This is a genomic window from Sorangium sp. KYC3313 (assembly GCF_052075895.1).
GTDB lineage: Bacteria > Myxococcota_A > Polyangia > Polyangiales > Polyangiaceae > Sorangium > Sorangium cellulosum_B.
Map to the genome: position 1 here is coordinate 6,047,626 of NZ_CP197255.1, position 14,162 is coordinate 6,061,787.

At 73.1% G+C, this 14,162-nt stretch carries 9 protein-coding genes; 4 read left to right on the forward strand and 5 right to left on the reverse strand.

Translation table 11 applies throughout. From position 1 onward, the window contains the following. Positions 1 to 2: 2 nt before the first annotated feature. The 4 genes from ACSRUE_RS23580 to ACSRUE_RS23595 all read right to left on the reverse strand — a co-directional run bounded on the left by ACSRUE_RS23580 (position 3) and on the right by ACSRUE_RS23595 (position 6,421). Positions 3 to 2,399, reverse strand: coding sequence for an ABC transporter permease (locus ACSRUE_RS23580; protein WP_441292966.1), 2,397 nt, complete (start codon positions 2,397 to 2,399; stop codon positions 3 to 5). Next, the gene (locus ACSRUE_RS23585; RefSeq protein ID WP_441292967.1) at positions 2,399 to 3,160 is read right to left on the reverse strand and encodes an ABC transporter ATP-binding protein; all 762 of its coding nucleotides are present in this window, start codon (positions 3,158 to 3,160) and stop codon (positions 2,399 to 2,401) included. Before ACSRUE_RS23585 ends, ACSRUE_RS23580 begins: the two co-directional genes overlap by 1 nt. Positions 3,161 to 3,291: 131 nt before the next feature. Further along, positions 3,292 to 5,301, reverse strand: a complete 2,010-nt coding sequence (locus tag ACSRUE_RS23590) for a PAS domain-containing hybrid sensor histidine kinase/response regulator (protein WP_441292968.1) — start codon at positions 5,299 to 5,301, stop codon at positions 3,292 to 3,294. Then, positions 5,291 to 6,421: a hybrid sensor histidine kinase/response regulator gene (locus tag ACSRUE_RS23595; protein ID WP_441292969.1), complete on the reverse strand. Its 1,131-nt coding sequence runs from the start codon at positions 6,419 to 6,421 to the stop codon at positions 5,291 to 5,293. The genes ACSRUE_RS23590 and ACSRUE_RS23595 overlap by 11 nt, the downstream gene beginning before the upstream one ends. Positions 6,422 to 6,628: 207 nt before the next feature. Between ACSRUE_RS23595 and ACSRUE_RS23600 the strand changes: the two genes are divergently transcribed. After that, positions 6,629 to 7,144, forward strand: coding sequence for an Hsp20/alpha crystallin family protein (locus ACSRUE_RS23600; protein WP_441292970.1), 516 nt, complete (start codon positions 6,629 to 6,631; stop codon positions 7,142 to 7,144). 56 nt (positions 7,145 to 7,200) lie between these two features. Here ACSRUE_RS23600 and ACSRUE_RS23605 read toward each other — a convergent pair whose 3' ends face one another. Next, positions 7,201 to 7,965 (reverse strand): hypothetical protein, encoded by a 765-nt coding sequence (locus ACSRUE_RS23605; RefSeq protein ID WP_441292971.1) that lies wholly within the window; start codon positions 7,963 to 7,965, stop codon positions 7,201 to 7,203. 313 nt (positions 7,966 to 8,278) lie between these two features. Between ACSRUE_RS23605 and ACSRUE_RS23610 the strand changes: the two genes are divergently transcribed. From ACSRUE_RS23610 to ACSRUE_RS23620, 3 genes are read left to right on the forward strand one after another with little or no spacing between them, the layout of a single operon-like run. Next, positions 8,279 to 9,988, forward strand: coding sequence for a serine/threonine-protein kinase (locus ACSRUE_RS23610; protein ID WP_441292972.1), 1,710 nt, complete (start codon positions 8,279 to 8,281; stop codon positions 9,986 to 9,988). Between the two features lie 41 nt (positions 9,989 to 10,029). After that, on the forward strand, positions 10,030 to 12,774 hold the full coding sequence (locus ACSRUE_RS23615) for an FG-GAP repeat domain-containing protein (protein ID WP_441292973.1): 2,745 nt from the start codon (positions 10,030 to 10,032) through the stop codon (positions 12,772 to 12,774). Further along, complete coding sequence (locus ACSRUE_RS23620; protein WP_441292974.1) at positions 12,771 to 14,021, forward strand: PEGA domain-containing protein; 1,251 nt, start codon at positions 12,771 to 12,773, stop codon at positions 14,019 to 14,021. Before ACSRUE_RS23615 ends, ACSRUE_RS23620 begins: the two co-directional genes overlap by 4 nt. Positions 14,022 to 14,162 lie beyond the last annotated feature (141 nt).

A 14,162-nucleotide genomic window follows, 5' to 3' on the forward strand; every position in this document is an offset into this window, starting at 1 on the left:
CGTCAGTCCCTGGTCTTGAGCACGCCCACGAGGTCGAGCTGGTCGATGCGGCGGCGCACCACCAGCGCCGAGAGGGCCGCGGAGACGAGCACCACCAGCGCGGCATAGGCGTACGTGGAGGGGTGGATGATCAGCGGGAAGCGGAACATCTCGGTGTCTTCGTAGGCCTGGCACATCGCCCAGGCGAAGTAGTAGCCGAGGCCCATGCCGAGCGGGATGCCGGCCAGCGTGGTCACGCCGAGCTCACCGAGCAGGATCCGGCTGACCTCGGCGCGCGTGAAGCCGAGCACGCGCAGGCTGGCCAGCTCGCGGCTGCGCTCGGCGAGCGCGATGCGCGCCTTGTTGAAGACGACGGCGAACGCGATGATGCTCGAGAAGACGAGCTGGACCGTGCGCATCACCCCGAGGTTCTCGCCCATGATCTTGTCGAAGCTCTCCAGTGCGGCGCGGGTGGTGCTCACCCCGGCGACGGCGGGGGTGCGCTTGAGCTGCGCGTAGACGGCCTCCTCGCCGAGGCGGTCCACGGCGAGGTAGGCGCCGGAGATCACGTCGCCCTCGCCGAGGAGGCGGTTCAGGGCGTCGAGGTCCATGGTGGCGGACGCGCCGACCAGGTCGTCGATGAGGGCGGCGACCGGGACCTGGCGCACCGGGCGGTGGCCCTCGAGGACCTCGACCGTGAGCTCATCGCCGGGGCGGACGCCGAGCTTGCGGGCGAGGTAGGCGCCGAGGAGGAGGCCCTCGTCGGGGATGGGGACGAAGGCGCCGTGGCGATCGACGGTGCGGTGCAGGCTGGCGTCGGGCGCGGCGCCCGGGGGGCCGGCGGAGCCCCGGGCCAGCCCGAGGATGGCCGTGCGGTGCTCGCGGTGGCCGACGCGCAGGATGACCGGCGCGGCGCGCAGCGGCTCGGCGCGGAGGACGCCGGGCACGCTCGCGAGCTCGGTGAGGGCGGCGCGGGGCACGGCCCGGTAGAAGAAGACCGCCGCGTCCTCGCCCTGCACCAGGCGGAACTGCAGGTTGACCATGTAGTGGGTGGCGTCCTCGCTGAAGCGGCCGACCACCACGATGGAGACGGCGAGGGCCACGCCGGAGGCGGCGAGCAGGGCGCGCAGCGGGCGGCGCGAGACGTTGCGGAGGACCATCCGGGCCGCGGGCGTCATCAGGCGGCCGAGGCCGAGCCGCTCGATCAGCGTGGGCCTGTAGCGCGCTGGCGCCTCGGGGCGCATGGCCTCGGCGGGGGGCAAGCGGGCCGCGCGCAGGACGGCGATCGCGACGCCGATCGTCGCGGCGGCGACGCTGATCAGCGCGCCGAGCGCGGCGGTGCCCGCGGTGACGCGCAGCTCGAGCACGGGGAAGCGGTAGTACGCGGCGTAAAGGCGGGTCATCCCGCCGCCGAGCCACAGCCCCACGCCGACGCCCGCGGCCGAGCCGGCGAGCACCAGCACGAGCGCCATCTCCAGGTAGTGCTGGCCGATGGCCCAGTTGGAGTAGCCGAACGCCTTGAGGGTCGCGATCTGCGTGCGCTGGGTGCTGATCACCCGCGAGACGACGACGTTCAGCAGGAAGGCGGCGACGGCGAGGAAGAGGGTGGGGACGATGGTGCCGGTGGACCGGAGCTGCCGGAACTCGTCCGAGAGGAACTGGTCGGAGATCTGCCGGTCGCGGCCGTGCGCGCTGAGGCCGCCGTAAGGGGCGAGCAGGCGATCGAGGGCGGCGATGACGTCGCCCTCGGAGGCACCCTGGGCGAGGGTGAGGGTGAGGTCGTTGAAGGCGCCGCGCATGTCGAGCGCGGCGCGCAGGGCCTCCGAGCCCATCCACATCACCGCGAAGCGCTCGTCGTCCGGCCAGGGGCTGCTGCCGCTGATCTGGTAGACGTACTCCGGGGAGAGGGCGAGGCCGACGATGCGGAGGCGGCGCTTCCGGCCGTTCACCACCGCCTCCACGCTGTCGCCCGGGCGGAGGCCGCGCTTCTCGGCGAAGGCCTCGCCGAGCAGCACCTCGTCGTCGCGGCCGGGCTCGATGGTGCGGCCCTCGCGCAGGTAGAGGTCGTTGAGCATGGGGCCGCGCCGCTCGGGGATGGAGATGAGCCGCCCGGTGAGGGGCTCGGTGACGCCGTCGAGCGCGAGCGTGACGTCCATGATCACGCGGGTCTGCACCTGCACCACGCCGGGGAGCTCGGCGGCGCGCCGGCCGACCGACTCCGGGGCCCTCCTGGCCCGCGCGAAGACGTGGGCGAAGCGGTACTCCTCGTAGTAGGACGCGCGCGTCAGCTCCAGCGAGTCCAGCGCGCTGCGCGAGGCCACGAACACCGCGACGCCCGCGGCGACCACCATCATGATCGCCAGCGCGGGCCCCCGCATCTGCCAGAGGTCCCGCCAGAGCTTTCGGGTGAGGGCGCGCATCACCAGGCGATCTCCTCCGGGAGGAGCTTCTCGGTGTTGCGGCGCTCGGCGGCGATGCGGCCGTCGGCGATGGAGACCACCCGGTCGGCCATGCCGGCGATGGCCGCGTTGTGGGTGATCACCACCACCGTCGTGCCGATGTCCCGGTTGACGCGGGCGAGCGCCTCCAGGACGACCTTGCCGGTGTGCACGTCGAGGGCGCCGGTGGGCTCGTCGCAGAGCAGCACGTTCGGGCGCTTGGCGACGGCGCGCGCGATGGCGACGCGCTGCTGCTCGCCGCCGGAGAGCTGCGCGGGGAAGTGGTCGAGGCGCTTGCCGAGGCCGACCAGCCCGAGCGCCTCCGCGGCGGGCATGGGATCGCGGGCGATGTCCGTCACCAGGGCGACGTTCTCGCGCGCGGTGAGGCTGGGGATGAGGTTGTAGAACTGAAAGACGAAGCCGACGTGCTCGCGGCGGTAGCGGGTGAGGCCGGCGTCGTCGGCGCTGCTGAGGTCGTCGTCCCGGTAGCGCACCGTGCCCTGTGTGGGCACGTCCAGGCCGCCGAGGATGTTGAGCAGGGTGGATTTGCCGCTGCCGGAGGGGCCGAGCAGGACCACGAGCTCGCCCGGGTAGAGGTCGAGATCGACGCCGCGCAGGGCGCTCACCTCGACCTCGCCCATGCGGTAGATCTTGGTCAGACCGCGGGCGACGAACACCGGCGGGCCCGCCGGGCCAGAAAGGCCGGGGGCTGCGCGCTCGGGAGGGAGATCTGCCTGGGTCATGGCGGTCGAGCTCCGTGCGCGCCATGTTCGCGGATCGGCGGCCCGATCGCCAATAGGCCGGTCAGCGGGCGCAACGGCGGTCGTGTCGGCGCGCCTCGGCGCGCCACGGCCGGATAGCGCGCCTCGGCGCGCTACGGCCGGAGGAGGAGCTCCTCGAGGACGGTGGTCAGCTCGTCGACCCTCACCGGCTTGGTCAGGTACCGATAGAACCCGGCCTGCTCGGCGCGGCGGGTATCCCGGGCCATCGCCGCCGCGCTGAGCGCGATCACGGGGATGTCGCGCGTCTCCGGCCACTCCTCGAGCTTGCGCATGGCCTCGTAGCCGCTCATCCCGGGGAGGTTGATATCCATGATGACGACCTCGGGCTGCCGCGAGCGCGCGAGCTCGATGCCGATCTCGGCGTTCGGCGCGGTGATCAGGTGGACGCGCTCGAACTCGGAGATGAGCTCCTCCATGAACGCGATGTTCGACGGGTTGTCTTCCACGTACAGGACCGAATGGCGGACCCCGCCGGGCGCGGCGAGCGGCGACGCCTCCAGGCGCGCGTCCACCTGCGCCGGGGCGGCGACCGCCGGCGGCTCCTGGTGCGCCGGGAGCTCGATCCAGAACTCGGACCCTTCGCCCGGTATGCTGGCGAAGCCGACGCCGCCGCCCATGAGCTCCGCGAGCCGCTTCGTGATGGCGAGGCCGATCCCGGTCCCCTCGATCGGCCCCGTCTCCTGGCCGGCGCGCTGGAAGGGCTGGAAGATCTTCGCGTGCTGCTCCTGGGGGATGCCGATGCCGTTGTCGATCACGCAGATCTTCACGACCCCGTCCTCGGGCATCGACACCGCGATCGTGGCGCGGCCCCCCCTGCGGCCGTACTTGATCGCGTTCGAGCCGTAGTTCATGAGGATCTGCGCGAAGCGCGTGCGATCCGCCGTGATCTTCGGGAGCTCCGCGGGGAGGGGCGCGAGCGCGATCTCGATCCCGGCGCGCTGGGCCATCGGGTCGAGCGTCGTCTTCACCTCGGCCAGCACCTCGGGGACGTTCACCGGCTCGATCGACACCGTGACGCGGCCCGCCTCGATGCGCGAGAGGTCCAGGATGTCGTCGATGAGCTTGAGCAGGTGCTCGCCGCCCTTGAGGACGTGCTCTATCCTCTCCTTCTGACGATCGGTGAGCGGCGTCTTCCTGTCGCGGTGCAAGAGCTGCGCGAAGCCCAGGATCGCGTTGAGCGGCGTGCGGAGCTCGTGGCTCATCGAGGCGAGGAACTCGCTCTTCGCGGAGCTCGCGGCCTCGGCGATGCCCCGCGCCTTGCGCAGCTCCTCCTCGCGATGCACGTCGCCGGTCATGTCCCAGAGGGTGCACACCGTCCCGCCCTCGGCCGTGCGGCGCTCGGTCGCGCGCAGGCTGCGCCCGTCGCTCGTGCAGAGATCCAGCGTGCCATCCGGCTCCGCGTGGTAGGCGAGCATCCTCTCGCGGAAGGCGGCCGGAGGCTCGCCGCCGAGGGCGAACAGCCCCGCGGCGAGGCTCTCGCCGACGATCTCGTCATAGCTCCGCCCGATCATGGGGCCGTCCACCCGCGCGCCGAGCCAGTGCCGGTAGACGCTGTTGCAGAGCGCGAGCCGATCCTGCGCGTCGAACACGGCGAACGCGCCCTGGAAGCTCTCCACCGCGCTCCGCAGGAGGTCGCTCGTGCGCTGCGCCACGGCCTCCAGGCGCTTGCGGTCGCTGATGTCGCGGATGGCGCTCGAGAAGAGCGTGCCCCCCTCGGTCGTCAGCGGGCTGAGGCTGATCTCGACCGGGAACTCGCTGCCGTCCCTCCGGCGGCCGAACAGCTCCAGCCCCGACCCCATGGGGCGCGCTTTGGGCGCGGCGATGAACGCCGAGCGGTTCCCGACATGAGACCGCTGGAATCGCTCCGGGAGCAGGATCTCGATCGCCTGCCCGATGAGCCCGCCGCGCGTGTAGCCGAACATCCGCTCGGTCTGGACGTTGACGAACACGATACGTCCGTGCTCGTCGACGACCACCATGGCGTCGGGCGCCGCGTCGATGAGCATGCGGAACGTGCTGTCGTCGATCTGGCGAGCGCCAGGCCCATGGGGCGCCTGCTCGGGTGCTGACAGGCGTTCGACGGAGGAGATCTCATGTGTCATCGGGGAGCCTCACACAGAACACGGCGCCAGGGGCGTTGTCCTCGATCCGGATGTCGCCGCCGTGCGCCTCGACGGCCATCTTGCAGAACGCGAGCCCCAGGCCGCGGCCGGCGCGGTGGAGGGCCGGAGCGTCGCCTCCGAGCTGGACGAAGCGATCGAACACCTGCGCGCGCATCTCGGCGGGGATGCCCGGCCCCGCGTCCGCGACGCGGATCTCCACGTCAGCGCCGCGCTTCGCGGCGCCCACGGTCACCGCGGTACCGGCCGGGGCGTGGAGGATCGCGTTCTCGAGGAGGTTCTCGAGCGTGCGGCGGAGCAGGTCCGGGTCGGCCCTGACGGCGGGCACCTCGACGGTCTCGCGCAGCGAGAGCGACCGGGAGCTCGCGCGCAGGTCGAGCGCGGCGAACACCTCGAGGACGAGCGCGCGGAGATCGACGCTCGCTCGCTCGGGGGCGAGCCTCCCCTCCTCGCTCTTGCTGATGTCGAGCAGGTTGTAGATGAGCCGCAGCAGGGCCCGCGCCTGGTCGCGGACGTGCCGCGCGGAGTCGCGCGCCTGCTCCGAGAGCGCGCGGTCCCGGAGCAGGAACTGCGCGTGCAGGTCCATGCTGCTCACCGGGTTCTTCAGATCGTGCACGACGAACGCCATGAGCCGCTCCTTCTGGAGCTGGAGGCGCATCAGCGCGTCGCGCTGCTGCCGGACGAGCTCGACGTGCTCGCGCAGCTCCGCGCCGAGCCGGCGCAGCCTCAGGGCGGCCTGGACCCGCACGAGCAGCTCCGACGGGCGGATCGGCTTCGTCAGGAAGTCGTCGCCGCCGGCGCGCAGCGCGCTGTCGAACGTGTCGACGTCGCGGAGCGCCGTCAAGAAGACGATCGGCGTGCTCGCGCCCTCGGGCAGGCTGCGGATCCGCGCGCACACGGCGAACCCGTCCATCCCCGGCATCCGCACGTCGAGCAGCACGCAATCGGGCTTGTGGCGCTGGAATTGCTCGATTCCCTCCTCGCCCGTGACGGCGAGCACGACCTCGTAGCCATCGTCCTCGAGCGTGGCCTGCGCCAGGGCGCGGTTCTGCTCGTTGTCATCGACGACCAGCACCCTCGAGCGTGGGTCTTGCTGCTCCATCTGCCTCGGCCTCGCGGGCGAGGTTACACGACGGTCATCGGCCCTACCACAGCGTTGAAGGCTGGGCTCATCCGCTGGACGGCGCCGTGAGCGCGCCTCGGCCGGCGCGCCGCCTCATTTCTCCGTGAGGACCTCGACTCCGGTCCAGTCGGCGGGAGCGCCGTTGGCCATGAGATGAGCGATGCGTTGCCGATAGAGGAGGCTGTCATGAACGTCATTCGTCGCCACGAGAACAAGCCGGCTCTGTCGGGAGCCTCCTTGGGCTCAAACCCCTGGAGCCTCATGCGGGCGATGCTGGAGTGGGATCCGTTCCGCGAGATGGTGCCGATGTTCTCGCGATCGGCGCGCGAGGCCCTGTTCACTCCCGACTTCGACGTGAAGGAGAGCGGGAACGCATACGTCTTCAAGGCAGACCTGCCGGGCATGCAGGAGAAGGATGTCGACGTGTCGTTCACGGGCAACCGCCTCACCGTGAGCGGGAAGCGCGAGGAGGAGAGACGCGAGGAGAAGGAGAGGTATTACTCGTTCGAGCGCTCCTATGGCACCTTCAGCCGGAGCTTCACCCTGCCCGCGGGCGTCGACGTCGAGAGGGCGACGGCCGCGCTGAAGCACGGGGTTCTCACCGTCACCGTGCCCGAGACGCCGGAGACGCAACCGTGGAAGATCCCGGTGCAGGGCCCTGCGCCGGCCGCTGGAAGAGAGCAGGGAACGAAGGCGCCCTGAACCGACCATGAGATGAGGCCGGCGCGCTGGGTGGTTGAATCTCGGCTGTGACCCGATCAACGGACGACGGTCCTGGTACGCATCGCGCGCAGCCAGAGCGCCGCGAGCAGCGCGCACATCCACGCGACGCCGTAAGCGATCGCCGGGGACACCCGCGCGAGCCCCACGTGCAGCGCCACGAAGAAGGAGGTGAAACCGAGCAGGCCGCGCAAGAAGCCCGCGAGCAAGGCCACCGTGGCGGCGGCGCCGTGCCTGGGCAGCGTGAAGCACGGCAGGACGTTGCCCGTGATCGGGATCGCGAGCAGCAGCCCGCTGAAGCCCGCCGGCGCGGCGCCGGCGCTGCGCACGATGCACCAGGCCATGACCATCGCCGCGACCACGCGGCAGGCGAGCTCTACGCGAGGAATGGTCACCGCGGCGGGCGGCTCGCGCAGGCGTGGCAAGGCGAGCGCGCCCAGGGCGGGCGACGCAAGCGCGGCGGCGCACGCGAGCGGCGGGGGCAACCGCAGCGCGAGAAGCGCCGCGCCCACCGACACGAAGGCCGCGTTGGCCGCGAGCAGCGCCACGCCCCAGCGCCGCCCCCGCCCCGCGCACCAGGCGAACGTGAGGACATGAACGATCGTGGCCGGGACGCACACCAGCGTCGCGAGCACGATCGCGCTCGCCTGGGCGGGCGCCTCCTGCAGCAGCACGAAGCCCATGATCGGGCCCACGATCATGGGCAGCCCGGCGAGCGTGCCGCCCACCGCGTGGCCGAAGCGGCGCGCCGCCAGCGAGGCGAGCAGCACCGACGCGCCCACCAGCGCGAGCTTCAGCAGCACGAAGGCCCGCGCCTCCGTCGATCGCGCCGCACGACACGCATGGCTCGCGGGGCCTGTAGAGCAACACCCCGTGTAAGACAATGCCAGAGGCTCTCCTGCTCGGCGCCTCGAGGTGGTCAGACCTCCGGCGCGCGCCTCGCGCCGCGCGGGGCCGCGAGGCCGGGCCTCGACGCGGCGCCGGAGGGACGCTTGGCGCTGCGCCCGCCCGCCGGAGGCCGGAGGCCGGAGCGGAGACAGCGCGCTCGCCGGTTTGCGACGCTCGGGGGCTCTGGGCTGCGCCGGGCTCCCCGTGTACGCTCTCCGTGGTTTCCTCATGTCGACATGCCCTACGTGCCGAACCGAGCATGCGGCCGGCGTCGCTGCCTGCGCGACGAACGCCGAGACGCTCGCGGCGGAGCCCGCGCCGCCTGGCGCCGATCCGGAGCTCGCGCCGGGAACGCCGGTCGGCGAGTACCGCGTCGAGGCCAAGATCGGGGCAGGGGGCTTCGGCACGGTCTACCGCGCGATCCACCCCGTCATCGGCAAGGCGGCGGCCATCAAGGTGCTGAGCCGGCAGTGCTCCGCGAACCCGCAGCTCGTCTCCCGCTTCGTCGCGGAGGCGCGGGCCGTGAACCAGATCAGGCACCGCAACATCATCGACATCTTCTCGTTCGGCGCCCTCGAGGACGGCCGGCACTACTACGTGATGGAGCTGCTCGAGGGGATGACCCTCGACGCCTACCGCCGCAAGCGCGGGCGCCTCCCGCCCGCCGAGGCGCTGCCCATCCTCGTCAAGATCGCGCGCGCGCTCGACGCGGCGCACGCGGCGGGCATCGCGCACCGCGACCTCAAGCCCGAGAACGTGTTCCTGGTCTTCGACGAGGACGGCGCGATTTTCCCGAAGCTGCTCGACTTCGGCATCGCCAAGCTGCTCGGCGAGTCCTCGAGCACGGTGCACAAGACGCGGACGGGGCACCTGATCGGGACGCCGCTCTACATGTCCCCCGAGCAGTGCCGCGGCAAGAACGTCGATCACCGGACGGACATCTACTCGTTCGGGATCCTCGCGCACGAGCTGCTCGCCGGCGCGCCGCCGTTCGACGGCGAGAACGCGTTCGACCTCCTGATCAAGCACACGTCGGAGGCGGCGCCCCCTGTGTCGACCGTGGCGACGCACCTCTCGCCGGCGCTCGACGCGCCGCTCCTGCGGATGCTCGAGAAGGACCCCGCGAGCCGCCCGGCGTCGCTGCTCGAGGCGACCGCGGCGCTCGTGGAGGCCGCGCGCGGCGCGGGGTACGAGCTGCCCGGCGGCCTTCTGCGGGCGAGCGACGCCGCCGTCGGGCGAGACGCCGCCGCGCGGCGCCGCGCGCGCGGCGCCGCGGTGGAGGCGCTGGACGCTGGGCTCGCACCGACGCAGCGCGGCCCCGCCGCGGAAGCGAGCTCGGGGCTGCACGGGAACGAGACGTTGCTGCAGGGATCGCTGCCGAGCAAGCTGGAGAGCACGCCGGCCACGGCGTCGCGGCGGAGGGCGGCGCTCACGGCGGTCGCCGTCCTCGGCGTCGCCGCGGCCGCGGCGCTCACGCTGCACCTCGGGCACGGCGAGCCGGCGGCCGACGCCCCGCGCGCGCCCGCGTCGGCCGCGGCGACGCCGAGGACGGAGGCCGCGCTGGTCGCGCCGGTCCTGCCGGCTTCCGCCGCCGCCGCCACGCCGGAGTCGGCCGCGCCGTCTCCGCCGCCGGAGGCGACCGCCGCAGCCGCGGCGAGCGCCGACGCGGCGCCGCCCGTGGTCGAGCTCCGGATCCAGGCGACGCCGAAGGAGCTCGAGGTGTGGAGCGAGGGCAAGCTCGTCGGCAAGGCGCCGGGGCCGCTGCGCCTGCCGCGCGGGCGCGCCGTGACGCTCACCTTCAAGGCGCCCGGGTACCAGGAGCAGGCGCGCGAGGTCCCGGCCGAGGCGGACGGCGCGATCGCCGTGTCGTTGAAGAAGGCGGCGCCGACCGCGAGGGGCGCCGTCAGGAAGGGCGACCTGGAAAACCCGTTCCAGTGAGCATGCGCGCGCGGTCCGGCTTCAGGCGATACGTGCGCGCGATGGGGGGAACCGCGGCGCTGCTCGTCGCGGCCGCCGGCTCCGCCGGGTGCGTGGAGCTCGATGAGATCTCCCCGGGCGTGTGCGGCAACGGCGTCATCGAGCCGTCGCGCAACGAGGACTGCGACTGCTTCGAGGCGCGCGAGCCCTGCGAGGTGGAGACGCGGGATGCGCAGGGCGCGACCTCGACGAGCTGGTGCAACCCGCGCGGAAGCGAGAACGAGTGCCGCTTCGTGTGCAACGACGTGGACCTTGCGTGCCCGAGCGGGTGGGGCTGCGGGGTCGACGGCGTGTGCCGCGTCTCCACGGGCAATTTCAAGCCGCTCGGCGCCGCGCTGCCGCTCGGCGCGCAGCGGCTGATCACGGGTGATCTCGACGGCGACGGCCGCGGCGACCTCGTGGGCGTCGGCTCGACGAGCCTCGAGGCGCTCTATTTCGATGCGAACAGCACGGTGGGGACCCAGGTGTCGATCCCCTCGGCAGGGGACACGCCCGCGCTCGCGCGCCTCACCGACGACGGGACGACGGACATCGCGCTCAGCGTGGGGCCCGGCGTCGCGATCCTGAGCGGCGAGCCGGGCCGCACGTTCGCGCCGGTCCCCGTGCTCGCGTCGGTGTTTCGCCTGGGTTCGCTGCTCGGCGCGGCGTCCGAGACGACGACCCTCCGCGGCGCGCGGCTCTTGCCCGTCGGCAGCACGCGCGAGGACGGACAGACGTGGGTCGCCCTGGTCGTCGGGACCGACACGCGCGGGGCGGCGCCGGAGGATGTCATCGCCGTCGTGCAGGGGGCGGAGAGCGGCCGGCTGTCGTTCATCGATCGGCAGCGCGGGCTGCGCGACGTCGCCGGTCCGCTCGCGAGCGCGGAGCTCGGCGGCGGCCCGCTCCACGAGGTGGTCGTCGCCCTCGCGGACGACTCGGCCGTGCACATCTACTCGCCGGACGACGGCGCGCACACCGCGGTGGCGCTCCCGGCGGGCGCGAGGATCGCGGGCGCGGCCTTCCTCCGGGACGTGAGCGGCGACGGCGTCCTCGATCTGCTCGTGGGCGCCACGTGCGCGCAGCCTGACCCCCGCTTGCCCGCGGGCGCGCCTTGCTACGAGCTCGACGTCGCGGAGGGCGCAGGCGGCGGCGCGTTCGGCGGCATGGCGCCGTACGGCGATCTCTCGTACCCGGCGGGCGACATGAGCTCCGGGCGCTTGCCCGGCTTCGGTGCCCCCGTCGCGATCGGCGATCTCAACGGCGATGGGGTGATCGACATCGTGGACCCCGGCGCCGTGAGGCTCGGAAAGGCCCGGCCGTCTCCTCCCTACCAGGTCGAGTTCGACCGGCTCGCGCCGGCGAACGGCCGGCGCTGGACCAGCGCGGTGATCGCAGACCTGACGGGCAACGGCGCGCCCGACGTCGTCGCCGGCTCCGCCGACGCGACGGATCTGACGTTCTTCACCGGCGTCCCCGGCGCGCAGGCCGCCGATTTCAAGCTCAACGAGCTCAAGATCCCGACGCTGGGCAACGTCTCGAGCTTCGTCGTGGGCGACTTCGACGGCGATCTCCTGCCGGACCTCTTGTTCGCCGAGAGCGCCGGGAGCTCGCTGTCGAGCGCGGAGCACCCGACGCTGGCCGCCTGCTTCGGCCGGTACATGAAGGCGCCGGAGCCGCCGGTGCGGCTCGGCGCCTTCGAGGGGCTCCTCGACATCGCGGCGGTGCGGCTTCCCGAGCCGGACGACGCCGTGGACGACATCAGCGTGCTCTTCTCGCACGGCGGCGACGTCGCGTTCAGCCTCATCGAGGGCAGCAGCTCGCGGTCGCTGCTGCCGCCGTTGCCGCTCGTCCGCTCGGGCGACGCGCGGCAGGCAGGCGAGCTGCGCGCCGTGAGGAGCATCGCCGGCCGCTTCGGGGGCGATCGGGCCGAGGTCGCCTCGCTGACGATCGCGCCTCCGAGCCCTGGCTCCTCCCGGGGCTCGGCCGAGCTCTGGCTCTTGCCGGCGGTCGACTCGGGTGTGATCGCCATGGTCGACGAGGCCAAGCACCGCGTCTCGCTCCCCGCGGAGCTCGTTCCCTCCCGGGGGCCCGCGTGGGCGCTGGATGGGGTCGCCGTCGATCTCGACGGCGATGGAACCGATGAGCTCGTCCTCTCGCTGCCGATCGAGGTCGCGAAGGAGGACGCGGCAGCGGAGCCGGGGACGCCGGCCCTGGCCGGCGCGATCACCCTCGTGCGCCGCGGCGCGAGCGGCGCCTTCGAGGCGCCGGAGGCGGCCTTCTCGCCCGCGCTTCACACGCTGTACGGGGGGCTCCGCGCGGGCGATATGGACGGCGACGGGCACGCGGACGTCGTGGGCATCGCGTACGAGCTGGCGCCAGGGACCCGCGCGATCACCGCGAGCCGGCTCGCCGTCTTCTGGAACACGGGCGAGGGCGCGCTCGACGCGCCGATCGAGCTCGAGGTACGCGACTCCGGCCTCGAGGACCTGGCGAGCGAGGTCACCAGCGCCGACTTCGCCCGCGTGGATGCGGGGGCGGGGAGGTCGCTCGTCGTGCTCACGCGCAGCGCGGCCTACGCGCTCGACGTGTGCGGCGACGGCGCGGCGGGCTGCCATGATCTCGGCCAGCACCAGCTCCGCAAGCTGGACGGCATCCCCGGCGGCTCCGCGATCGCGACGTGCGACGTCCTCGGCGATGGGGTCGACGATCTCGCGGTGCTCAGCGACGGCGCGCTCCGCGTCCACGAAGGAGTCCCGATCCGCCGATGAAGACCTCGCTATGCGTCGTGCTCATGGCCTTCGCGACGACCGCGCTCGCGCCGAGCGCGGCCTCGGCGGAGGAGGACATCGAGCAGGCGAAGGCGCTCTACAACGCCGGCGCCCAGGCCTACGCGGCGACACGGTACCGCGACGCGGTGCAGTCGTTCGAGGCGGCGTACAGGAAGGCGCCGCGCCCGGCCCTCCTGTTCTCGCTGGCCCAGGCCTACCGGCGCCTGTACGTGGTCGAGCAGAGCCCCGAGGCGCTGCGGGCCGCCATCGCGAACTACCGGCGCTACCTGGAGCAGGTCCCGCAGGGCGGGCGCCGCGCGGACGCGACCGAGGCCCTGAGCGAGCTCGGGGTGATCGCCGCGCGCCTCGAGGCGAGCGCTCCGTCGTCTGCCGCCGCGCCGGAGGCGGCGCCGCCCGACGTCAGGCCGCGGACCCGCATCAACGTCACCTCGCCGACCGCGGGGGCCCGCGTATCCATCGACGGCGGCGCGCTGGCCGACGTGCCGCTGATGGCCGAGGTGCAGCCGGGCAAGCACCGGATCAAGATCACGGCCGACGGCCACGTCGACGAGGAGCGCGAGGTGGTCGCGATCGAGGGGGACATCCTCGGGATCGACCGGGAGCTGCGCGAGCGGCCGGCGCTCCTCCAGGTGAAGGCCCCCGTCGGCGCGCAGGTCACGCTGGACGGGCGCTTCGTCGGCACGACGCCGCTGCCGCTCCTCCAGGTCGCCCCGGGCAAGCGGTTCTTCGTCGCCACGAAGAACGGTTACGGGCCGTTCTCCCGCGAGCTGTCGCTTCGCCGCGGCGAGCGCCTCGTCATCGAGGTGGGCCTCACGAGCTCCTTCCAGCGGAAGATGTCCTATGGCCTCGTCGCGATGGGGGTCCTGTCCGCCGGCATCGGCGTGCTGACGCTGGCCTCGGGCCTCGAGGAAGAGGACCAGGCGCGCGAGATCGCGGAGAAGCGCGCGTCGCAGGGGATCTCGGAGGAGGAGCTGGGCGACTACCGGGCTCACCTCGACACGCGCGACGAGCTCGCGAACGCGACCGTCGGCCTGTTCGGCACGGCCGCGGCGTTCGCCCTCGGCGGCTTCGTGTTCTACGCGTTCGACACGCCGAACCCGCCGCCGCTGCCCGCGCGCACGGACCCCGCGCCCGCGCGCACGGGCGGCCCGATGCTCGAGCTCTCGGCCGCGCCGATCCTCGGGCCGGGGCTCGGCGGCGCGGGGCTCGTCGGCCGGTTCTGGTGAGGGCACCGAAGAGCCCCGGGCCGCTCAGGGCGGCCATCGCGAGCTAGCGGCGGTATCTGGGAGGAGGTCGGCCCGAGCGACGCGCGGCGCGGCGCGGCGCCGGCGCCGCGGGCCCGCGGGGGAGGCGTCGAACGACGCCTT